This window comes from Variovorax paradoxus (assembly GCF_009755665.1).
GTDB lineage: Bacteria > Pseudomonadota > Gammaproteobacteria > Burkholderiales > Burkholderiaceae_C > Variovorax > Variovorax paradoxus_G.
The window spans coordinates 3492908-3515964 of sequence record NZ_CP046622.1 but is presented as its reverse complement, the minus strand read 5'-3'; the positions used below and the strand labels follow the sequence as shown (position 1 = coordinate 3515964).

Sequence of the window (23057 nt, the reverse complement as noted above, 5' to 3'; positions counted from 1 at the left end):
GTCCTTTGCTCGTGGGGGATCCTGAAAGTCCTGGAACGGGTTCACTGCGGCACGTAGGCGCCGTGCAGGGGAGGCTCGGCAACGGCCGGGGCGGGGCTCACGGCGCGGCGCTCGGTGCCGGCGCCCGTGGCGCATGCGGTCACCCAGTCGCCGACCGACTGCAGAAAGAGCTGCTGCCCCTTTGCCGTGCAGAAGGTGTGGTCGAGTTCGCGCATGAATTCGTACTGGAGGGCCTGCGCGAAGGGCTCGCGCCGGAAGGGGCCGAGCTGGTCGCGGCCGTGGTCCGAGACATGCAGCGAGCCCGAATACAGCAGCTGCACCGCCACCTTCCGCTCAACCAGGCGCTTCATGGCCGCGCCGAACCAAACGGCATTGACCTGCGGCGGCTTTCTTTCCGTGAAGAAGCCGGGCAGCGCCTTCGTGGAGTAGCTGCGCAGAAAATGCCGCTGGAGCCAGCGCTTGGCCTTGCCCGCGAAGGCCGGGTGCGCGGGGGCGGCAATGGCGCGCCGCACGTTGCGCTCCCAGCGGGAGCGCCATTCCGGGAACGCGAAGCCGTCGAACAGCGAAATCGCCACCACGCGCGTGTCCGCTTCGGCCACGGCCATGGCGTGCTCCACGCCCGAGCACATGGCCACGATCACGAACTGCCGGATGCCCATCGTGTTCTCGAGCAGGTCCATGCCCGCCTGCAGGTCGTTCATTGCGCGGGTCTGCAGGTCGTGCGAGAAGTCGGACGCCTCGCTGTCCCCCACGCCGCCCAGGTCGAAGCGCAGGCTGCTCACGCCGCGCGCGGCCAGCACATGCGCCAGCTTGACGTTGATGCGGCGCGGGCCGATGCGATGGTTGGCGCCCATGTTGAACATCAGGCATGCGGCAGTGGCGGGCACCTGTTGCGCGGGCATCGTGACGGTGCCGACCAGCGAGTTGCCGGTGCCGAACCGCACCGGGGTTTGCGTCATGTCATTCATGAAGGGCCCCCTGCAGGCGGTTGAGCGCATCGGCCGGAACCATGGCGCTGTTGGGGTAGGGGTCGGACGTCCAGTCGAGCCGGTGCTGGAAGTAGGCAAGGCGCACCGGCATGTAGCGCGACTGCTGCTCGGCCGCCCACTGCGCTGTCTGCTCGTCGTCGGGGCCCGTGAGCACCAGCGTGTCGTGCAGGGCCGTGAGCGGGAGCGATTCGGGCGCAAGCGTGGCCAGCTGCGTGCGCAGCGTGGCCGAAAGCGAGGTGCCCAGCGCCTCCTCGGGCATGGTGTCGGGCTCGCGCGAAAGGCCGCGTCGCCACGCCAGGTCGGGAATGCAGAAGGTCGTGTCGATGGCCGCCACGTGTTGCTCGCGCAGCAGGCGCGCATAGCGCCGCCCGTCGATCACGGGCTCCCACAGCACCAGCCGCGCCGGGTCGCAGCGCCCGTTGCGGGCCGCCAGCACGGCCAGGGTGGCGCCGAGCCGCGCGCCCACCCAGACGATGCGGCTTCCCGGTGCGCGCCGGCGCAGCTCTTCATGCGCCGTGCACAGGTCGCGCCGCCAGCCGTCGAGCTCGCCGTCGTCCTCGTCGCCCGGTGAATCGCCGGTGCCGTAGAAGTCGAAGCGCAAGGTCGCGATGCCCGCGCGCGCCAGGCGCTCGGCCAGCACCTTGAAGAAGCGGTGCGTGCGCATGCCCTCCTGCCCGAAAGGCGGGCAGATGAGCACCGCGGTGTTTCCGGGCAGTGCTTCCTCGGCGGCGTGGAACAGGCCGAAGATCTGCCGCGATGCGGGGCCGAAAAGGAATGGATAGGGGGTCATGCAAAGCTCTCCATTGCCCCGCGCGGCATGCTGGCGCGGGTGTGGGTCTGCCGCCACTCGGCGATCGATCCCACGCTGTCCATGCGCGAAGGCGCGGGCTGCAGCACAAGCCACAGGATTCGGCCGGCGACCGGCACCTCGACGCTGCGGCAGTCCGCCGTCACGCCCACTTCGAAGCGCTCCGGCGGCACGATCAGCCCCAGCCCGATGGCCTTGAGGCAAGCCTCCTTGCGCGTCCAGCAGGTGAGAAAGGCCTGGTCGCGCTCGTTGGCGGGCAGGGCGCGAAGCGCTTCGTTCTCAAGCCGCGTGAAATGCGTTGCGGCAAGCGCCAATGCATCGGGCACCGGCCGAAGCTGTTCCACGTCCGCGCCCAGCGGGCCGCGCTCGCCGATGGCGACCAGGCCCAGCCCCTGGCTGTGGCTCAGCGAGAAGTGAACGCGCGGCCAGCCCAGCAGCGAAGGCTTGCCGAAGGCGCTGTGCGTAAAGCGCAGCGCATCGGCGCGCGCGCCGGTCTGCTCGGCCAGCGCATAGCGCAGCGCGGCATGCGCCGCCACGTAGCGTTGCCGCTCCTGCGGAAAGCGGAACTGCCCGGCACGTGTGCGTTCCTCCTTGGAGAGGATCAGCGCGGCACCGGGACCGGCGCAGTCATCCAGGTCGAAATACTGGCAAAGCGGTGCGTCGACAGAAGAAAGGGCGAAGGCCGCGTGTCCCATGATCGTTACTCCTTGCGTAGCCAGCCGCCGAAGGTGCGGCTCAGCAGGCCCTCGCCGCGCGCGCCGGTCTTGAGGTTGCCCATAGCCAGCGGTGCGAGCTCCGAGAGCTCGGCGCTGTCATGCGCTTCGTGGGCGGAGGCCGCGATCTGGCCGAGGTTCTCGAACAGGTACCGGCGCGACTGAACGCGGTACCCCAGCGTCTGCTCGGTCTGCTGCAGCGCCCGCAGCACGAGCAGCGAATCCCCGCCAAGGTCGAAGAAGTTGTCAGTCGGGCGGATGTCGTTGACGTCGATGCCGATCACCGAGGCCCAGATCTGCGCGAGCCGGGCATGCTCCGGGTTCAGGAGCGTTTCGTCGGCCTTCGGGACAGCGGCGGTGGCATGGGCCGGTGCCGAAGCTTTGGCCGCATCCACGGCGGCGAGCCTGCGCAGGTAGACGGCGCTGGGCGAACCTTCTTCGCTGGACAGTTCGGCAAGCGTGGCTTCGGGATGCGCGGCGGCCCGTTGCAGCAACTCCAGGTAGCGGTCGCGCAGATGTGCCCCGGTTTCGCGCAGGTAGATGTCCGCGTTGTAGTTCAGCGCGCCCTCCAGCCCGTGCGGCTTGTCCATCAGCCACATGCCGATGTCGTCGGTGGCGCCGTGCTGCATCAGGTGCAGCTGGCGGGTTTGCAGGCTGCCCAGGCGGCGTGCGCGGTCGCGCGCGTCCTGGAACGAGAACATCGTCTGGTAAGGACCGACCGCGCGGATGCGGGCGCCCAGGGCGGGCTCCGCCATGAGCCGCTCGAACGGCACCTGCTGGTAGTTCATGATCGACAGCAGCTCGCGCTTCACGTAGCGCATGAACTCGGCGAGCGGCTGATCCAGGCCGACCTGCAGAGAGACCGGCAGCACGTTGTTGAAGAAGCCCATCACGTCTTCGGTCTCGGGCTGCTGGCGGCCGCGCACCGGGTTGGCGATGACGATCGACTCCGAGCCGATGACCCGGCTCATGGTGAGCGCATAGATGCCGAACGTCAGCATGCTCAGCGTCACGTCCATGTCGCGGGCAACCTTGCGCAACTGCTGCGTGGTCGAAAGGTCGACACGGATCCATTGCGCGCCGCCCTGGCCGCTCTTGCCCGAGCGCCGCGGCATGTCGGTGTTGGGCAGGCGCGGCATCGGCGCGTCGGCGAAGCGCTTCAGCCAGAAGTCGAGCTGCTCCTGGAAGCCGGGCTCGTTCATCCAGTTGGCCTGCCATTCGGCATAGTCGCCGTGCGTGGTGGCAAGCGCGGGCAGGCCGTGCGGGCGCCCGCGTTCCGCCGCGTCGTAGATGGCGGAGAGCTCGCGCTGAAGCAGGTCGAAGGACCAGCCGTCCCAGATCAGGTGGTGCGGCACGAACACGAACACATGCTCGTGCGCATCGAGCTGGAACACCGCCGCATGCATCATGGGCGCGCGGTGAATGTCGATCGGCCGGTCGGCAAGCTCCTGCATGCGATCGGCCAGTTCGGCTTCGCGCTGGTCGGCCGGCAGGTTGCGCAGGTCGATGAAAGGCAGTTCGAAGTCCACCGCTTCCGACATCGCCTGCACCGGCTGCCCGGTGTGCGGATCGGTCGCCATGCGGGTACGCAGGGCGGGCTGGCGGCGAATGATCTCCCTGAACGCGGCCTCGAAGCGCTGCGCATCGAAGTTGCCGGTCAGGCGCTGGGCGGCGGGTGCGTTGTAGACCGAGCGGCCGGGATGCAGGTCCTCCATGAACCGGATGCGCTCCTGCGACGGGGTGAGCGGCGCCGTCTTGCGATTGATGCGGCAGGGCAGCGGCGCCTGTGCGAGGGAGCCCGCGCTTTGCAGGCCCTCGACAAGCGCGGCCAGCTTTTCGGCCGTGGGCGCCTCGAACAGAGCGCGCAGCGGCAGCGTGATCTTGAACTCGCGGCTCAGCAGCGTTGTCAGGCGCGAAGCCAGCAGCGAATGGCCGCCCATGGCGAAGAAGTCGTCCCGCATGTCGAGGCCGGGCAGGCTCAGCACCTTTTCCATGGTGGCGAGCACCTTGCGTTCGCAATCGGTGCGAGGTCCGGCGCCGCGCCGCGCCTCGTCGCGCGAGACGGCCTGCGGTGGCGGCAGCGAAACGCGGTCGACCTTGCCGTTCGGCAGCGTGGGCAGCGTCTTCAGTGCCACCACGTGCTGCGGCAGCATGAAGGCGGGCAAGTGCTCGCGCAGGTGCGCCATCAGCACGTCCTGATCGAATTCGACGCCGGGCGTGAGCGCAAGGTAGGCCACCAGGCGAACGTCGCCCGGGCTGTCTTCGCGCGCCACGACCACGCAGCGCGAAACGCCGGCCACCTCGCGGCAGCGCGCCTCGATCTCGCCCGGCTCGATGCGGTAGCCCCGCACCTTGAGCTGGAAGTCCAGCCGGCCCAGGTGCTGGATCAGCCCGTCGTTGCGCCAGCGGCCCCGATCGCCGGTGCGGTACAGCCGCTTGGCGGTGCCGAAGATGCGGGCGGTGACGAAGCGCTCGGCAGTGAGCTCGGGCCGGTCGATGTAGCCTTGCGAGAGGCCGTCACCCGCAATGCAGATTTCTCCGGGCACGCCGATGGGACAGGGTTGAAGGTCGGCGTCGAGAATCCAGATCTCGGTGTTGTCCACGGGGTGGCCGATGGACACGCCGCGCGATGCCACGGCCTTCGGGTCGACCAGCCAGGCCGTCGAGTACACCGTGGTTTCGGTGGGGCCGTAGCCGTTCCAGAGTTCCGAAAGGCGCTCGCACAGCGCAAGCGCGAAGCTGGGCCGCAGCGGCTCGCCGCCGATCCAGCCGCGAAAGCCCGGCGCGCCCGGCCATTGGGCGTCGAGCAGCAGCTGCCACATGCCGGGCGTGGCCTGCAGGAAGTTGATGCGCTCTTCCTCGAGCAGCTTGCTCAGGCGCACGCCGTCCATGGCCAGCTCGCGCTGCACCATCACGATCTCGGCGCCCACGGTGAGCGGCAGCAGCAGGTCCGGCACGGCCATGTCGAACGACAGCGTGGTCACCGCCGCAATGCGGTCGCTGGCGTTCATGCCGGACTTCCTCAGCATCCACTGCAGCAGGTTGGCCACCGATGCGTGCCGTGCGGACACGCCTTTGGGCAGGCCCGTGGAGCCGGAGGTGTAGATCACATAGGCGGGATCGTCCGGGCCGGCGTCGTCTTCGCTCGCGGGCAGGGGATCGCCGGAGGCTTGCTGCCAGGCGCTGTCGCGGTCGATCTCGAACACGTGTTCTCCCGCGCCCTCGCGCCAGCTGCGCGGCGCCCCGGCAATGTCCGACGAAGTCAGAAGCAAGGTGAGGCCGGCGTCCTTGGCGTAGTGGTCGAGCCGTGCCTGCGGAAACGCGGGGTCGAGCGGTACGTAGGCGGCGCCCGCCTTCAGCACGGCGACCATCGCGAGGACCATTTCGAGGCTGCGCTCCAGGCACAAGCCCACATGCTGGCCGCGGCGCACGCCGCGCTCGCGCAATGCACGCGCAAGCCGGTTGGATTGCGCGTCGAGCTCGGCATAGGTGAAGACTCGCGCGCCGTCGCGCACCGCGGGGCGATCGGGCTGCAGCGGCACGCGGGCCAGGAAGCGCGCGAGCGCATGCGGCGCGCCTTCCAGTGCGGTGGGAGGTGGCTGCAGCGCGATGAGCTCTTGCGCGCCCTCGGGCGAGAGCACCTCGAGCCGGCCGACGGCTTCGCCCGGGTTGCGCGCGGCCGAGCGGAGCACGCATTCGAACATGTCGAGCCAGCGCTGAACGGTGGCTTCGTCGAACAGGTCGGTGTTGTATTGCGCCTCGATCTGCAGGCCGCCGTCGAGCGGGCGCAGGTTCAGGAAGAGCTCGAAATTCTCGAACTGGCGGGGAATGGTGTCCTGGGTGACGTCCAGGCCCGTGAAGGCCTGCGTGCTGCTGGCCACGTCGGGGTCGACGTTGAACACCACGCTCACCAGCGGCAGGCGGCTCGGGTCGCGCTGCAGCGCAAGTTTGCCCAACAGCGCGCCGTAGGTAAGCGCCTGGTGATCGAATGCGTCGAGCACGGCGGTGCTGCATTCGCCCAGCAATGCGTCGAAGCGCATCTGGCCGTGTGCGGCGAGGCGCAGCGGCAACAGGTTGACGCAGTGGCCCACCAGGTCGGGCATGTCGCGCGCGATCTGGCCCGACGCCGGAATGCCGACCACGATGTCGTCCTGCCCGGTGAGGCGGTGCAGCGTGGCGACGAAGCCGGTAAGCAGGCCCGCGAACAGGCTGGCGCCGGTCTTCGCGCTCATCGAACGCAGCGCGGTCACCAGGCGGCGGTCTAGCAGCCGCTCGGCGCGCCGCGAGTTGAAGGTGCGCGTGGCGGGGCGCAGGTGGTCGAGCGGGAGTTCGATCACGGGCAGGGTTCCGCCGGGAAAGCGCTCCAGCCAGTAGTCCACATGCACCTGCATGTCGGGGTGCGCGGCTTCAGCGGCTTCTTCCGCCGCAAAGCTCGCATAGGTTGGCGCGGGCTTGAGCCGCAGGCCGTTGCCCGTTTGCTCGGCATACAGATGGCCGAGCTGCTCGGTAATGACCACCCAGGACCAGCCGTCGCAGACCACATGGTGCGCCGACATGACGAGTTCATGCTCGGCATCGCCGAGCCGGTACAGCACAGCCCGGAACAGCGGGCCTTGCTCCAAAGAGAAAGGCGTGCACACCGCGGTGTCGTGCGCGTCCTTCAGCGCCTGGGTTCGGGCTTCGGGCGAAAGGGCGCTCAGGTCCTTTTGCTCCATCGGGTCTTCGGGCGGCTGGCCGACCAGCATGCAGGTGCCGTCAGGCGAAACCGTGGCGCGCAGCGACTGGTGGCGCCCGACCAGCCGTGCCACGGCACGCGCCATGGCATCGCGGTCGAGCGGCCCGCGCAAGCGCAGCAGCACCGATTCGTTGTACGAGAGCGAGGCTTCGGTGCTCATCGTTGCGCCGAGCCAGACTTCGCGCTGCGATTCAGTCGTCGGAATGACGCATTCGATAAGGCCCGCGGCGGCGGGGGGGCGAAGAACGGCGTTCATGCTGTGGCCTTTCCATTGATCAGATGGCTGGGGGAAGAGGTGGTGTCGGGCACGTACCAGAAGGGCTGGCCGTCGATGTCGCGGGCGAGGACCGAGCCGTCTTCTTCCTCGGCCTTGCGGTAGTCGAAGCCGGTGATGACGGTCGCGCGGCGCGGCAGGAATCCGGATTCCTGCATTTCGGCCACAGACTCCTTGAATGCGCGCTGGATGGTCGCGATGTCCTCGGCGCTGTGCGCGCTCGTGAGAAAGCACGGGAAGTTGTCCAGGATGTGCACGCCGCGGCTGCGCATCATTGCGAACAGCAGGTCTTGCAGCGGATGGTCTTCGAGCCAGCTCACGCGCCAGAGCGAAGCGAAGTGCCGGATCGCGATGGGCGCGCCCACCTCGGCGCACCAGGCCGTGAGCTCCTCGGCCATGGTGCCGGTGCTGGTGCTGAGCCCGATCTGCAACGCGGGGCCGGCGTCTTTCAGATAAGCGAGCGATGCCTTGGCCGCGGCCAGCGCGAGCGGGTGCCGCACGAAGGTGCCGGCGAAGTAAGTCACGCCCACGCCGGGGATGGAGTCGTCGCCGTACTGCCAGGCGCCGCCGTCGAGCGCGTCCATGAACTCGCGCTTGCCGGCAATCACGCCGACCGGGAAGCCGCCGCCGATCACCTTGCCGTAGGTGGCAAGGTCGGCGCGTATGCCGAACAGTTCCTGGGCGCCGCCCAGCCCGACGCGAAAGCCGGTGATGACCTCGTCGAAGATCAGGCAACTTCCGCTTTCCGCGGTAATGGCGCGCACCTCTTCCAGGAACTCGCGCGGCTGGAAGTCGGGGCGGCGGCTTTGCACCGGCTCGGCGAGCACGGCGGCAAGGTCGTCGGCGTTCTCGCGAATGAAGGCCAGCGCCTCCGGCGTGCCGTAGTCCAGCACGCGGATGTCCCCGAACATGCCGCTCATCACGCCGGGCGCGGCGGAGAGGCCCTTGCCGCCCTTGCCGGCGCGAACCAGCACTTCGTCGAAGGTGCCATGGTAGGAGCCCGTGAACACCACGACGGTGCTGCGCCCCGTGACCGTGCGTGCGATGCGCAGCGCCGCCATGACCGCTTCGGAGCCGGTGTTGCAAAGCGCCGCGCGGTCGCTGCCAGTGAGCTCACAGATGAGCGCGGTCACATCCGCGGCCAGCGGATGCTGCGGGCCGATCTCATAGCCTTCGTCGAGCTGCCGGCGCACCGCTTCCTGCACGAAGTCCGGCTGCCAGCCGAACATGTTCATGCCGAAGCCGTTGAGTGCATCGACGTATTCGTTGCCGTCCAGGTCCCAGAGCTTCGACCCCTTGGAGCGCTCGATCACGATCTGGTAGGTGATCTCCTTGGTGATCGGACGGAAGCCATTGACCACGCGCGGGTCCGCCATGTGGGGGCGGTTGGCTTCAGTGAACTGCTTGCTCTTTTGCGTGCGCTGGACGTAGCGGCGCATGAATGCGGCGAGCCGCGCTTTCTGCCGGCCGCTCGGCTCGGCGGTGCGCTGCGTGTGGATGCGCGCAATGGCGCCGAACGCCTTTGTCACGTCATACCGCAGCGGCTCCTTGGCTGCGGCGGGTTCGTCGGCAGCGGGCAGTGCGGGCGAGGTGGGCGCTGCCTGCGCCACGGCCGGCTGCACAGCGGGCTGGGTCGCCTGCTGCACAGCCACGTCATGGGAAAGCTCCGCCCCGGCGCCGGACAGCAGCGCGAGCTGCTGACGCATCAATTCCATTTGCTGCGTAACCAGTTGTACAAGTGGCGTGGCGCCGATTCCGCTGCCTTGCAAGGGCGTGAAAACAGGCGACAGATGGGCTACCGCGGGCACGGCGGCCGCCGTTGGCACCGGCGCGGAAACCACCACGGCTGCCGGAGCGGACGCCACTGGCGCCGCAGCCACTGCGGCAACGGGTTCGGACGGCAGGGTCTCCCGCAGGAAAGCGCCGAGCGCGTCGAGGCTGCGATAGTTCTCCATGAGCTGGCGAAAGCTCAGGTTCACCTTGAAGCGCTTCTTGATCTGCGTGGCGACCTGCGTCAGCGTGAGCGAGTCCAGCCCGAGTTCGCTGAATGCGGCGCTCCCTTCCGCCTGGGCCATGTCGATGCCGGAGATGTCCTCGAACAAGGACCGCAACCGCGCGTCGAGCGAGGCGTCCGACGAAGCGGATGTGGAAGAAACAGGTAGCGGGGGCGCTGCAGCAACTGTCACGGTCGTCTCCAAAACGGGGGGTGGTACAAAAAGGGCGGGCACGGGCGACGCGGCTTCCGGCGGGATGGCCGGCTTTGCCGCGGGGGCCGCGATGTCGACCCAGAAACGCTTGCGCTCGAACGGATAGGTGGGCAGGCGAACCCGCTGCGCGCCGTTGCGCACCGCGAGCCGCGACAACTCGACATCGGCGCCGCATGTCCAAAGGCGCGCCAGCGCCAGGCGCAGGGTGCGGGCCTCGTCGGCCGGCTCGCCGTGCAGCAGCGGCATCACTTCGCCGGCGCCGTGCTGGCGCACCAGCGTGGCAAGTGCATTGCGGGGGCCGACCTCGACGAAGAGCGGCCGCGCCGTCTGCGCCATGGCGCTGCGCACCGCCGGCGAGAAGTGCACCGTGCCGCGCAGGTGGCGTGCCCAATAGGCCGCGCTGGTGGCCTCGGCGTCTTCGAGCAGACGGCCTGTGAGCGTCGAATAGATCGGGATCGTCGGCGGGTGTAGCGCCACTTCACTGACCAGCGCTTCGAAAGGCGCGACGGCGCCGTCCATCATTGCGCTGTGGAATGCGTGCGATGTCTGCAGCGGGCGGCTCGGAATGTCTTCTTCCTGCAGCGAAGCCTGCAGCGCCGCAATGGCATCGAAGGGGCCGGCGGCCACGCAAGCTGTCGGGCCGTTGTCCGCGGCCAGGGAGAGCGAAGAGCCGAGCCTGGCCGTGAGCTGTTCGGCACCAAGGCGCACCGACAGCATTGCCCCCGCGGGCTGGGCCTGCATGAGCGCGCCGCGGCGGGCGACGAGCCGCGCGGCGTCTTCGAGCCGCATCACGCCGGCCAGCACCGCGGCCACGAACTCGCCCACGCTGTGGCCGATCAGCGCATGCGGCCGCGCACCCAGCGAAAGGAGCCTGCGTGCCAGTGCGTATTCCATCGCAAACATGGCGGGCTGCGTCACGGCCGTGGGTGCCAGCGCATCGGCTTCGCCTTCGAACATGCGCTCGCGCAGATCGAAGTCGAGCGCGCTGCCGAAGGCCTTGACGCAGGCATCGAAGGCGGCCGCGAAGACGGGGTCGTTCGCGTACAGGTTCTTGCCCATGCCGGCGTACTGCGCACCCTGGCCGGGGAACATCAGCACCAGCTGCGGCGCGCGAGAATCGATGTGGCCGCTGACCCGCCATGCGCTGTCGCTGCCGCGCAGCGCGGCAACGGCTTCGGCCGCATCGCTGGCCACCACGGCGCGGCGGAAGGCGTGTGCCTTGCGGCCGACGCCCAGCGTGTAGGCGACGTCGGCCAGCGGCAGCCCCGGCGTTGCATCGAGATGCGCCGCCAGCTGTTCCGCGGCCACGGCGAGCGCCGCCTCCGAGCGGGCCGAGAGCGGCAGCACTTGCGGACCGGCTGCGCTCGGCGAAGCGGGACGCGGAGGCGCCTCTTCGACGATGACGTGCGCGTTGGTGCCTCCCACGCCGAACGAGCTGACGCCCGCGCGGCGCGGCTCCGCGGCGCGCGGCCACGGCTGGAGGCTTGGCGTGACGTAGAAGGGCGTGCGCGAAAAGTCGATGGAGGGGTTCGGCGCGGTGAAGTGCGCAGTCGGCGGAATCACTTCGTGGTGCAGCGAGAGCGCCGCCTTGATGAGCCCGGCCGCGCCCGCCGCCGTGACCATGTGGCCCACGTTGCTCTTGAGCGAGCCGAGCGCGCAGAAGCCCAGCGCATCGGTGTGCTCGCCATAGGCGCAGGTCAGCGCCTCGACTTCGATCGGGTCGCCCATCGGCGTGGCGGTGCCGTGCGCTTCCACGTACGAGATGCTGCGCGCCTCCACGTCTGCAGCCGCCAGCGCGGCGCGGATCACGGCGGCCTGGCCGTCCACGCTGGGTGCGGTAAAGCTCGCCTTGGCGCCGCCGTCGTTGTTGACTGCGGCGCTGCGCAGCACTGCATAGATGGTGTCGCCGTCGGCCTGTGCGTCCGCCAGGCGCTTCAGCAGCACCACAGCGGCGCCGTCGCTGAACACGGTGCCCTGGGCCTGCGCGTCGAAGCTGCGCGTGCGGCCGTCGGGCGAGAGCATCGAGCCCTCCTGGTAGAGATAGCCGCTGCGCGTGGGGCAGGTAACGGACGCGCCGCCCGCCAGCGCCATGTAGCACTGGCCCGTGCGCAGCGCATGAAACGCGTGCGCCACGGCCACCAGCGATGTCGAGCAGGCGGTGTGCACGCTCACCGCCGGCCCCGTGAGGTTGAGCCGGTTGGCCACCCGCGTGGTGATGTAGTCCTTCTCGTTGGCCAGCATCACCTGGAACTCGCCCACGGCTTCGATGAGGTCGGGCCGCGTGCTGACGTGGCGCTGGAAGTAGCTGGCGTTGTACATGCCGGCATACACGCCCACGGGGCCGGGGGCGGCGTCGGGCACATAGCCCGCGCGTTCCAGGCACTCCCAGCAGATCTCGAGGAACACGCGCTGCTGCGGATCCATCAACGCCGCTTCCTTCGGGCCGATGCCGAAGAAGGCGGCGTCGAAGTTCTCGATGCCTCCGATCACGCCGCGGGCGCGCACATAGGCCGGGTCGCTACGCAAGGCTTCCGAAACGCCGGCATCGAGTGTCTCGTCGTCGAAGAAGCTGATGGTGTCGCGGCCGGCAACCAGGTTGTCCCAGAACTGCTCGACATCCGCAGCGCCCGGAAAGCGGCCCGCGGTAGCGATCAGCGCCACGGCGTCTTGCATGTCCGTGCCTGCCTGCGCCTGGGGTGCGCGTGGGCGATCGCCGGTGGCGGGCGCGGCACTACCGGCGGGTGCCAGCTGAGCCGCCATTGCGGCCGGCGTCGGATAGCGGAAGAAGAGGTTGGTCGAAAGCGGCTTTGCGCTGTCCCGCTGCAGATCCGCAAGCACCTGCAGCACGCGCATCGAATCGCCGCCGAGGTCGAAGAAGTTGTCGTTGCGGCCCGCCTTGGCAATGCGCAGGGCGCGCGCAAAGGCTTCGCACACGCGCTGCTCGGTGGCATTGCGCGCTTCTTCGAACGGCTGTGCAAGATCGGGCCGATCGCTGGCCGGTTCGGGCAGCGCCTTCCGGTCAAGCTTGCCGTTGGCGGTGACCGGCAACTGCTCGAGCCAGACTTGCGCGGAAGGCACCATGGCCGCGGGGAGGCGGGCCGCGAGGTGCGCGCGCAGCGCCTCCCACGAGAGCTTTTCCTGCGAACGCGCGACCAGGTAGGCGACAAGGTTCAGCTGCCCGTCGGCATCGGGCCGCGCGACGACGGCGCAGTTCTTCACCGCCGGGTGGGCGAGGATGGCCGCCTCCACCTCGCCAGTCTCGATGCGGTGGCCGTGGATCTTGACCTGGCCGTCGCGCCGGCCGATGAACTCGATGGTGCCGTCGGGCAGCCAGCGCGCAAGGTCGCCCGTGCGGTACAGGCGCTCGCCCGGTGCGCCGAAAGGGTCGGGCACGAAGCGTTCTTCCGTGAGCGCGGGTTGCCGCAGGTAGCCGCGCGCCAATCCGTGTCCTCCGATGCAGAGCTCGCCCACCATGCCCGTGGGAAGCAGGGCCATCGTGGGGCTCAGCACGCGCAGCACCGTGTCCTTGATGGGCCGCCCGAGCGGCACCGAGCGCAGGTCGGCGGGCAATGCGGCGGGAATGCGGTAGGTGGCCGCGAAGGTCGTGCACTCGGTGGGCCCGTAGCCGTTGCTCAACGCGAGCTGCGGTAGCGCGGCCAGTGCGCGCCGCACATGCGGCACCGAAAGGGCTTCGCCACCGGTGAGCAGGTGCCGCAGGCCCGAGAGATGCGCCGGGTTGTCGTCGATCACCGCGTTGAACAGCGCCGCAGTGAGCCAGGCGGTGTGCACGTTGTGGCGTGCAATGGTGCGGGCGAGGCCGGCACCCGTGGGAACGCGCTCGTCATGAATGACGCAGCAGCCGCCGTTGAGCAGCGGCCCCCAGACTTCGAGGGTGGAGGCATCGAAGCCGAGCGGCGCGGCATGCAGCATCGCACGGCCGGGCGCCAGCTCGACATAGCCGGCATCGACCACCAGCCGAAGAATCGCGCGATGGCAGATCTCGATGCCCTTGGGCGCGCCGGTGGAGCCCGAGGTGTACATCACGTACGCCACCGTTTCGCCGTCGATGGCCGGGGCTTCCCACGATGCAGGTGCAGCATTGCCTTCGGCGCCGTCGGGCACTTCTGCGGACTCGTCGAGCACCAGCACGGACATCGTCTCAGGCACGAGATGGCGATGCGAGGGTGCGGCGATGGTCAGCTGCGCGTTTGCTTCGGCCAGCATGTAGGCAATCCGCTCGGCCGGAAAGTCCGTCGGCACCGGCACATAGGCCGCACCCGCCTTGAGAACGCCCAGCTGGGCCACCACGGCCTCCGTCGAGCGGTCGAGCAGCAGCCCGACGGCATCGCCTGCCTGCACGCCCAGGTGCTGGAGGTGCCGGGCAAGCCATTCGGAGCGGCGTTCGAGCTCGCTGTAGCTCATCTGCGCATCGCCTTCCGCAATGGCCGGCGCATCGGGCGTGGCGGCGGCCTGGCGGCTGAACATTTGCGCCACGTTGAGCTGGCGGTCGAGCGGAGCAGGCGGCGTGTTCCAGGCGATGAGCTGTTGCTCGCGATCAGCCGGGGGCAGGGTGCGGATGTCGCCCAATGGTGCTTCGGGGCGGCAGAGCAGGTCAGCCGCCGTGTCGGCGATTGCCATCAGCAATTGCTCGATGGATGCGGCATCCAGAAAACCTGCCGCCGCGTCGGCGTGGAGGCGCGGCGTGTCGGATGCGGCGTCCAGCCAAAGGTGAAGGGGGGCCTGGAGTGTGGGGGCGACGGCTTCGCCGCGCAGCCAGAGAGAACTTGGCGAGGACTCCGGCGTATCTGCTTCGAGTGCTTCAGCGGCCTGCCGCCGCTTCTGGTCGAGCGTGGCCAGCCATGCGCTCGCCGGCTGCGCGGGATCGAACGTCGCGGCAAGCGTGATTTGCCTTGCGGTTGCTTGCAACTCGTGCGCCGGTACTTCGTGCAGGACCGCTTGCTGAGCGCCAAGCCAGCGCGCCTGCAACAGGGCCCAGGCTGCTGCAAATGGGGTGTCCGGCAATTGACCGGCGGCTGCAGCCCATTGGCTCCAATGCCTCATATTTTCCGGCGCGAGTGCCATTGAACTGCCAGTTCGCTCTGCAGTTGCCGAGCTGGGTAGAGAAACGAACAGATCGCGAAGCGAAAGCTGGAGGGCTCCGAATTGCACCGAAAAAACCGAAGGAAATTTCATGGAAAAGCTCGAATGGGTAATATCTGCTAATACATTGAATACGGAAAAACTGCATTAAGTAGAAATAAAATGAGGTAGTACGTTTGGTCATATTTCGGAGGCAATCCTAGGGTGTTTGACGAAGACGGTGGGAGCAAATGTTGGTCAAGTTACACTCCGGAATCAGTTGTTACATAGATGTACTGCCTGATATCGCCCAAACAGGGTAGCTAATCACTCGATTCGAGTAGGTAACTCGCTCTCGAGGGCGCGCTCGGGTTCCCGGTCTGCGTGAAAACAGTGGCCGTGAGCCGTTCACGGGGAACCAATGTAAAAATTCCAAGGCACTGCCGCATGAGCGATGTGCCCCCTTTCGGGGGAGACAATCGCCCCGTTTCCCTCGGACGGACCCATGACAAAACGCCTGCATGGCGCGGCTGGCTGCGATCAAAGGGGGGAGAGGGGATCCCGGTGTTGCACCGGCGGCCTGGTGGTTACAGTTCGGCCTTGCTGGCCGGGGCGCCGCCCCGAATCGGTGCTTGCAAGTGGCGGGAATGCGACGCCGAAATATCGCGAACTAAGGATGTACGCATAAACAGGGTAGATGGCCCCTGTTATTAATCATCCGAGCTTGTAACCGAATTAAAAATACTCGTGCTGGAATCCGAGTTCATGTAATTCTTGCGCAATAACTTGTCTCAAGATTGTCGCAACTTTGAAGGGTTCCAAAATGTTCCGGGACATCTTATTGCCAAATGCAAAATTGAAGCAATCCGGGGTCTACTACGAGTCCGGACTTGAGCGAAAAACCGAGGCTATTACTGCCAACGCCACTTATTTTGGCAATCCGCAGTGGGCGCAGGAATACCTCGATTTTTGCCATAGGGATGCGCATTTCAGGAGCCGGTGGCTCGCGGCGGCCGGCGACTGGACGGACAAGGTCGTCATCGACCTGGGCTGCGGACCCGGGAACATCTTTGCCACGGTGGGCGGAAAGCCGCGGCTCCTGGTAGGCGTGGATGTCGCCCCCGGCTCGCTGGAGTTGGCGGCAAAGCTGGGCTATACGGCGGTGCTGGCCGATGCGGCCTACACGCCTTTTCGCTCGCATGTGGCGGATATCGTCGCCATCAATGCGTCGCTGCACCATTGCGACGACATGGCCGCGGTGCTGCGCGAAGGCGCCCGGCTCGTCAAGCCGCACGGCCTCCTGGTAACCGACCACGATCCGCAGCTCACCGCATGGGACTACAAGGGCATTGCCAAGCTCATGTGGGATGCGCGGCTATGGGTCTACCGGGCGATCCGGCACGGCTTTCACAAGACCGGCAGCCAGCAGTCGTGGGGCCTCAGGACCGAAGTCCATCACCAGCCGGGCGATGGTGTCACGAAGGAGTTCTTCAAGTCGACACTGGAGCCGCTCGGCTTCGACGTGCACGTTTATCCGCACAACCATCAGATCGGCGCCGAAGCGCTGAGCGGCGTCGTGGGGCCTGCGCAATGGAAGTACCGGCTGGGCAATGTGCTGTCCGGCCGCCGCCCTTCGGCACCTACCAGTGCGTTGTCATTGATGTGCGTGGCCAAGCGCCGCGGCGACGCGCCAAACCTGACGGCGGAATAAAGCCGCTCCACAAGAACAAAGAGGAGACCGACCCATGCTTGCAACCCTGATGCCGCAGACGCCCCTGACACCGAGCGACTACGAACGCAAATTTCTGGACAACCAGGACGAGAACCTTTTCATGGGCTCGTTCGAGAGCTTTGCCGCCGCCGAAGCAGGCGCACCCCCCTCGAAGGCTGTGGGCTACGACAACGCCGAAGCTGCCTGGGAAATCTACAGCCACCAGATTTATTTCTACGACTACCCGGGCCTTTTCTGGCTTTCGAGATCCCTCGACGCGGGCATGTCGCGCGTGTTCGACCTGGGCGGGCACGTGGGCATCAAGTACTACGCCTTCCGCCGCGTAATGCCGTATCCCGACAACCTGCGATGGACCGTTTGCGATGTACCGGGCGTGGTGCAAACCGGGCGCGAACTGGCCGTGCGGCGCGAGGCGACTGCGCAGCTGAGCTTTACGACCAACTATGAAGATGCCAGCGGGTGCGACGTGCTGTACGCGTCTGGCAGCCTGCAGTACCTGCCCGTCCGCATCTCGGAAATCATTGCGTCGCTTGCAGTGAAGCCCAAGCGCATCGTGCTGAACACGACCGCCGTTCACCCGGAGCGCACCATCTACACGCTCAACAGCATCGGCTTTGCGGTGTGCCCCTACCGCATTCAGCATGACGAGGAGTTGTGGGCCGACCTGAGAAACGCCGGATACAAGCGGCGCGATGCCTGGCGCAACGTAGGCAAGCCGATCGAGGTGCCCTTTGTCGAGGGCGGGGACAAACCGTATTACGCGGGGTGCTGCTTCGACCTTGCCGGGTAAGGCGCAGGGAGAGGGCTACTCGCGAGCGCTCTTGCCGTTGTCAACGTGCGTAGCGCGCGAGCTCGTGCTTGGCAATCGCGTTGCGGTGCACTTCATCCGGACCATCGGCCATGCGCAGATGGCGGGCGTAGGCCCAGAAGTTCACCAGCAGCGTGTCCTGGCTCAAGCCCATGGCGCCGAAGGCCTGCATTGCGTCGTCGATCACCTGAATGCAGTTGTTGGGCGCAATCACCTTGATCATCGCGATCTCTTGCGCCGCCACCTTGTTGCCCACCGTGTCCATGCGCCAAGCCGCGTGCAGCACCATCCAGCGCGTCTGGTCGATCAGCATGCGGCTCTTGGCAATGCGCTCGCGCCACACGCCCTGTTCGGAAAGCGGCTTGCCGAAAGCCACGCGCGACACCACGCGTTCGCACATCATCTCCAGCGCCGACTCGGCCATGCCGATCATGCGCATGCAGTGGTGAATGCGCCCCGGGCCAAGGCGGCCCTGTGCAATTTCGAAACCGCGGCCCTCGCCCAGCAGGATGTTGTCGACCGGCACCCGCACGTTCTCGAACAGCACCTCCGGGTGGCCGAACGGCGCATCGAAGTGATTGACCAGCGCCATGTCGCGCAGCACCGTGATGCCGGGCGTGTCCGCGGGCACGATGACCATCGACTGCTGCCGATGGCGATCGGCGTTGTCGGGGTCCGTCTTGCCCATCAGGATGAACAGCTTGCACCGCTCGTTCATCGCACCCGTGATGTACCACTTGCGCCCGTTGATCACGTATTCGTTGCCCTCGCGCCGGATGCTGCACGCAATGTTGGTGGCGTCCGAAGAGGCCACTGCCGGTTCGGTCATTGCAAAGGCGGAGCGAATCTGCCCGTCGAGCAGCGGCTGCAACCAGCGCGCCTTCTGCGCGGCTGAACCGTAGCGCTCGATCACCTCCGTATTGCCCGTGTCCGGCGCGCTGCAGTTGAACGCCTCGGCGCTCCAGTAGCGGCGACCCATGATCTCGCACAGCGGCGCGTACTCCAGGTTCGTCAAGCCAGCACCGTGCGCCGTCTCGGGCAGGAACAGGTTCCACAGGCCTGCCGCGCGAGCCTTTTCTTTCAGTTCTTCGAGCAGCGGCAGGCCGGTGTAGAAGCCGCCGTTCTTCTGTGCGTTGAGATACGACTGATGCGCCTCTTCGGCCTGGCGCTTCTCGTTCGGGTAGATGTGCGCATCCATGAAGGCAAGCAGGCGCGTGCGCAAGTCCTGGACCTTGGGCGTGTAGGCGAATTCCATGAGAGACGTCTTTCGAGGGGCGTTGGGAGTGCCTCGATGGTGCCCGGGTGCGGGCTGGGCGGCTGTCTCCTGCATGACGGGGCGTACGGCTCGGAGCAGCGCGGAATGCGCGAAGGGCAGCCATGTCGCGCATGGCCGAGGCCGAGCGAATGCTTGCGATGCAGGTGGGATGTGAACTGCAGGGGTCTTGCACAGCACTGCTTGGCATGGGCGTGCTGTAGATGTGGCTGCCGAAGCGCTTCTTAGTCGCGCGGAGTTTCAGCTATTTGCGCAGTGCTTGGAGCGGGTGAAGGGAATCGAACCCTCGTATGAAGCTTGGGAAGCTGCCGTTCTACCATTGAACTACACCCGCATTTTGTAGCCCGTTGACTTCTAACGAGCTATCGACCTAAGTGCCTGATTCTACAGAGGGAAGTTAGAGATTCAACTTCAGCCGCAAAGCTTTTCAAGCGGAGACGACCTGGCGGTAGAAGGGGGCAAGGGCCTGCGCCTGGTTGCCTCTGAGTCGGGTTCAGGCGGCCGTGGGAGATGTCACTTTTGGGTCGCCTTTCGGCTAGACGCCGCCAACCAAGCTTAGGCCCTACTTCGTCGTGCTTTTCTTGAGCTTCTCGAGGTCGCTCGCAGCAAGCTGATAGCCTCGTCGAAACTCGGGCGAGTTCAACAGCGTTGCTCGAAACGCCACGAATGCAGCAATGGCGTTTCTCACGCTGGGAGTGAAGGCATCTGTAAAACCGGGTGGGGCAACGCCCCACTCGAGGGTCAACATGCCACCTGCGGCGGTTTCAAAGTCGTCTTCATCGATCCCGCAGTTGTCCGAGCCCGCAATCAATGCGTTCGAAATCAAGCTTTCCGCGTCATTTACAGCGCTGAAACTCTTGCGCTGAATCGGATCGGCACGATCGAAGTTTTTCAAAACGTAGGGATCAACGATGCCACCACTTGGCGATTTCACCCAGTATTTGCCACTTGCGACCACCAACGTTCCGAGTTCTTCTGCTTTGCTCATGTCGAAGGTCGCGAGGATGCAGGTCGTTAGCGCTTTCGATGCGGCGCTTGGGTCCTCAACCTCAGGCGCTGCGTGTGCGCCCACGGAACTCTTGCAGATCAACAATGCGAGCAACGCCATCCGAGGCCAGTGGCGGCCTGTAGAAAATTTGGACATAGCGGATATTCTGCCGGCCGCGCGTTCTGCATATCCGGTTGGAGCGCCCAGGCTAACCGGTTCCTCCCTCGCGGAATCGGGCGTCTCCCATCTTCGCGAGTTCGGTGAAGCCGGCCTCCGTGATGCGAAGCACCGTGGCGACGCGTGAGGTGGCGTAGCGAACGGTGGACTCCAGGGCCTGAATCTCAGCTTCGATCAGACCGGTAGCCAAGAGGACGGAGATGTGCCGGATGTCCTCTGGATTGGCAACACGAACCGGAAGCCGCACATGCAGCAGCCGCATCAAAAACGAAAGGGGCATTCGAGTCTCCGAGTGCCGGCGCTTGTCTTTGTTCTGCCAAGAAATGCCGGCCATTTCTGGTCGGCGGAATGTAGCTACAAGTGCAACTCGGTCGCTACTACTTGCTTATAAGTTAGAACCATTTTTGAGAAATACTTCACACTTATTGCTAAGCTGGCCGGGCTGACGCGGATGACGACGTAGGCACCCGCCTGTAGTTCACCTCGACCGCAAGCGCTTCTTCCCCGCCCGGCGTGATGTTGAACATGCGGATGTCCAGGTGCTCCGCGTCAGGCTGCGACACCTCGGTGCGCCAGCCCCAGCGTTCGCCGCCCGCGCCGGTGCCGTAGCCGCCCAGCGCGCCGAAGCGCCCGTCCTCCACGCGGCCGGTGCTGAACATGATCGACGTGCCGGTGCCGAAGCTCTCGCCCCAGGCGCATTCGAAGGCGTCTTCATCGAGGTGGTAGCCCCAGAGCGCGACGCCCTCGAAAGGCTCGCCGCTGCAGCGGCCCTCGTACTCGTGCAGCAGGAACCGCCCGCGGCCGACGAGCCGGATGGTGCCGCGCTGCACCGATTCGTCGGCCAGCTTGCCGGGCTCGAACCAGAGCCTGAAGCGGCCTTCCCAGTTGCCGGCCATCGCAGCCAGCCGGTGATGCGTGCCGCCGGGCGCGGCGGATTGTTGGAACGCTTCTTTGCTCATGAGGCCTGTCGTGAACGGGGTGCCGTGGCGGGAGATGAGGGGGTCATCGCTCGGCATGGTGCGCCACCCGCCCAAACCCGACTTTTTTGCCCGACTAATCTAGACACCGTCACATTGCCCTAAAACAATCCGGCTCCCTCAGGTTCAACAAAAAGCATTCGTTGAGGGGATCAAGAAATGCACCTGCTCTTCTTGCTGCGACTCCAGCATGTCGAGTTACCTGCCGAGATCGTGGGGCCCGAAGAAATCAAGCATGTTTCGGTTCTCAAGGCGACGGGCCTGGTAGAAGCGGAAATTGCACCGGCCATCGACCCATCCGGCAAGTTCAACATGGCCCGCACCGCCATCGTCACGGCAATCACCGACGACGGCATTGCCGAGATCATGAAGTTGCGCACCGAACGGATGCGGCCCGCAACGACATGGCGGGCGGCCAGGCGCCGCCGAAAGCTGTGCATCCGATGCGGCCAGCCGAACGCTCCGGTTTGCAGCTGCTGCCCGGCACCTGAACCGGAATCCAGCGCGCCGATCTGACTGACCGGGAGGCCGGAAGAAGGCCGAAGCGGCGAGAAACCGCGCTCGTCCGACACGGCGCGGCTTGCTCATCGCCGACGATCCGTCGATGTCAGCGCTTCGGAGCATTGCCGTCACCGTCATCGAAGTGGAAGAGGGCGCCTACCGTTGGCGCCTGGTCGAGCTCGGCGACGAGGAGTTGGGGCAGGGCTGGAGCGTGCTGCGCCAGCAGCCGAGGGCGATGAAGACCTACAAGGCGGCGATGGCCGCTGGCCTGGTCGAGCTGCAGAAGATGATCGGCGACCTCGACCTGGGGCCGCGGGAGGAAGAAGAACCCGGCCGGGCGAAACCCGCGAAGAAGAGTGGGCCGGTGTTCGGGTTCGGCTTCGGGCTGCCGAAGCTCGGCTGAAGGGCGAAAAAAGAAGCCGCCGGGCCGTTTTTCAGACCGGGCCGTACAGCGCCCTGATGTGCCGGCCTGCGTTGGCGGAGGCCGAATCGCCGTAGCCGTCGCCCACCGCAGCGCACAGTTCCGCAATGCCGTGGGCGAATTCGATGTGCATCTGGTCGAGCCGTTCGCCCGGCTTGATGATGCCGACCTCGGCCGCCAGCGCGGTGAAGTTGGTCTCGGGGTCGCGCACCAGCTGCTCGGGCTCGGGGGTGTTTTCGAAATGCTGGCGCGCCACGTCGGCGGGTTGCCGGTCGCCCACCACCCGCACCAGGCTCAGGCCCTGGTCGATCAGGAATTCATGATCCGCGCGCCCGCCGGCCAGCCGCGTCCATTCGGCGGCGAACAGCGACGCCCATTCGAGGCGGGCATTTCTTGGGGCAAATTCGGACATTTCGCGGAACCCAGAAAAGTACCTCTAAAGTATACATCTGCGTTATTGAAATTGTGAGCGAATTCACCCTTTGCAGCTGGCACCAAGCCCATCAACGCAGGAAAACATGCTCCATGAACTGCCTGACGGGGTACTGGATCATGGTTTGCACCCCGGCCGGCAGTTCCAGCGGGCGCATCAGCATCTTGAGCGTGGCGCCGGCGCTCAGGTTGGTGCGCACTGTGCTGTTCAGGCGGGCGCTCAACTGCTCGACAAAGGCCGTGTCGCCGGCGCGCTCGGGCGACCGGGTGCGCGCCACGTGGCGAATGGCGCAATCGGCGTCTTCGCTCTTCAGCTCCAGCGTGCGCCGGCCGATGGTGCCCAGCACGCGAAAGCGGCTGAGCCGTTCCTCGTCGCGGTAGCGGCGAAAGAAGCGATAGAAATGCTTGTAGTGGCTCACCTCGTCGGCCGCAATGCGGCTGGCCAGGTCTCGCAGCACCGGTTCGGCCGTGCTGCGCGCCATGGCGCGGTAGTAGGTGGCGGTGCCGGTTTCGACCACGCAGCGCGCCGTCATTTCGAGCCCGCGCGTGGGGGCAAGGAGCTCGACCTTGCAGTAGGTGGCGTATTCCTCGAGAAAGCCGCGGTAGGCGGTTTCCCAGTCGAATTCGGGCCACACATGCGCCACGTAGGCGCGCAGGGCCTTGCCGTGCTGCAGTTCCTCGGCCTCCCAATGGTGGGTGAGCCACTCGGTCACCTCGTCGTCGCCGCGAAAGAAGTCGACCAGGTTCTGGGTGTACAGGTCGGAGCCGCTTTCGATGAAGGAGGCGGAAGCAACGAGGTAGAAAAGATTCTCGTCCTGGCGGACTTCGTCGCGCGCAATGCGCGAAAACTCCAGATCCTCGATCTTCCAGTGTGGCGCCTCATGACCTGCCATGCATGCTCCTTGATCCACGTCGGGACGAAATAGCCATTAGGACGAAGCCG

General features: G+C 66.4%; 15 protein-coding genes and 1 tRNA gene. 4 read left to right on the top strand and 12 right to left on the bottom strand.

The features are described 5' to 3' along the window. Positions 1-41 precede the first annotated feature (41 nt). From GOQ09_RS16345 to GOQ09_RS16325, 5 genes are read right to left on the bottom strand one after another with little or no spacing between them, the layout of a single operon-like run. On the bottom strand, positions 42-968 hold the full coding sequence (locus GOQ09_RS16345) for a hypothetical protein (protein ID WP_165442092.1): 927 nt from the start codon (positions 966-968) through the stop codon (positions 42-44). Continuing rightward, on the bottom strand, positions 961-1779 hold the full coding sequence (locus GOQ09_RS16340; RefSeq protein WP_157614465.1) for an alpha/beta fold hydrolase: 819 nt from the start codon (positions 1777-1779) through the stop codon (positions 961-963). The genes GOQ09_RS16345 and GOQ09_RS16340 overlap by 8 nt, the downstream gene beginning before the upstream one ends. Beyond that, positions 1776-2492, bottom strand: coding sequence for a 4'-phosphopantetheinyl transferase family protein (locus GOQ09_RS16335; protein ID WP_157614464.1), 717 nt, complete (start codon positions 2490-2492; stop codon positions 1776-1778). The genes GOQ09_RS16340 and GOQ09_RS16335 overlap by 4 nt, the downstream gene beginning before the upstream one ends. A gap of 5 nt (positions 2493-2497) precedes the next feature. Further along, entirely contained in the window at positions 2498-7501 is a 5004-nt protein-coding gene (locus tag GOQ09_RS16330) for a non-ribosomal peptide synthetase (RefSeq protein ID WP_157614463.1), read from the bottom strand. Further along, the gene (locus GOQ09_RS16325; RefSeq protein ID WP_157614462.1) at positions 7498-14919 is read right to left on the bottom strand and encodes a polyketide synthase; all 7422 of its coding nucleotides are present in this window, start codon (positions 14917-14919) and stop codon (positions 7498-7500) included. Before GOQ09_RS16325 ends, GOQ09_RS16330 begins: the two co-directional genes overlap by 4 nt. Before the next feature lie 742 nt (positions 14920-15661). Between GOQ09_RS16325 and GOQ09_RS16320 the strand changes: the two genes are divergently transcribed. Together GOQ09_RS16320 and GOQ09_RS16315 are read left to right on the top strand one after the other, a co-directional pair. Next, a complete protein-coding gene (locus GOQ09_RS16320; protein ID WP_242630856.1) occupies positions 15662-16516 on the top strand; it encodes a class I SAM-dependent methyltransferase in 855 nt (284 codons plus the stop codon). A gap of 34 nt (positions 16517-16550) precedes the next feature. Beyond that, on the top strand, positions 16551-17327 hold the full coding sequence (locus GOQ09_RS16315) for a TIGR04325 family methyltransferase (RefSeq protein ID WP_157614460.1): 777 nt from the start codon (positions 16551-16553) through the stop codon (positions 17325-17327). A gap of 40 nt (positions 17328-17367) precedes the next feature. Here GOQ09_RS16315 and GOQ09_RS16310 read toward each other — a convergent pair whose 3' ends face one another. The 5 genes from GOQ09_RS16310 to GOQ09_RS16290 form a co-directional block, all read right to left on the bottom strand. Continuing rightward, positions 17368-18600, bottom strand: a complete 1233-nt coding sequence (locus GOQ09_RS16310; RefSeq protein ID WP_157614459.1) for an acyl-CoA dehydrogenase family protein — start codon at positions 18598-18600, stop codon at positions 17368-17370. A gap of 278 nt (positions 18601-18878) precedes the next feature. Then, positions 18879-18952, bottom strand: a tRNA-Gly gene (locus tag GOQ09_RS16305). A gap of 228 nt (positions 18953-19180) precedes the next feature. Continuing rightward, on the bottom strand, positions 19181-19762 hold the full coding sequence (locus tag GOQ09_RS16300; RefSeq protein WP_157614458.1) for a hypothetical protein: 582 nt from the start codon (positions 19760-19762) through the stop codon (positions 19181-19183). Positions 19763-19814: 52 nt separating this feature from the next. Continuing rightward, complete coding sequence (locus GOQ09_RS16295; RefSeq protein ID WP_242630855.1) at positions 19815-20117, bottom strand: hypothetical protein; 303 nt, start codon at positions 20115-20117, stop codon at positions 19815-19817. Positions 20118-20211: 94 nt separating this feature from the next. After that, positions 20212-20742, bottom strand: coding sequence for a DUF1579 family protein (locus tag GOQ09_RS16290; RefSeq protein ID WP_157614457.1), 531 nt, complete (start codon positions 20740-20742; stop codon positions 20212-20214). Between the two features lie 177 nt (positions 20743-20919). Between GOQ09_RS16290 and GOQ09_RS26205 the strand changes: the two genes are divergently transcribed. Both GOQ09_RS26205 and GOQ09_RS16280 read left to right on the top strand, forming a co-directional pair. Beyond that, positions 20920-21276, top strand: coding sequence for a hypothetical protein (locus tag GOQ09_RS26205; protein ID WP_207309863.1), 357 nt, complete (start codon positions 20920-20922; stop codon positions 21274-21276). An 88-nt stretch (positions 21277-21364) separates the two neighbouring features. Continuing rightward, on the top strand, positions 21365-21664 hold the full coding sequence (locus GOQ09_RS16280; protein WP_157614456.1) for a hypothetical protein: 300 nt from the start codon (positions 21365-21367) through the stop codon (positions 21662-21664). A gap of 31 nt (positions 21665-21695) precedes the next feature. On the opposite strand, the gene GOQ09_RS16275 is transcribed toward GOQ09_RS16280, so the two are convergent. Next, positions 21696-22094, bottom strand: a complete 399-nt coding sequence (locus GOQ09_RS16275) for a hypothetical protein (protein ID WP_157614455.1) — start codon at positions 22092-22094, stop codon at positions 21696-21698. A 91-nt stretch (positions 22095-22185) separates the two neighbouring features. Then, positions 22186-23007, bottom strand: a complete 822-nt coding sequence (locus GOQ09_RS16270) for a ferritin-like domain-containing protein (RefSeq protein WP_157614454.1) — start codon at positions 23005-23007, stop codon at positions 22186-22188. Between the last annotated feature and the right edge of the window lie 50 nt (positions 23008-23057).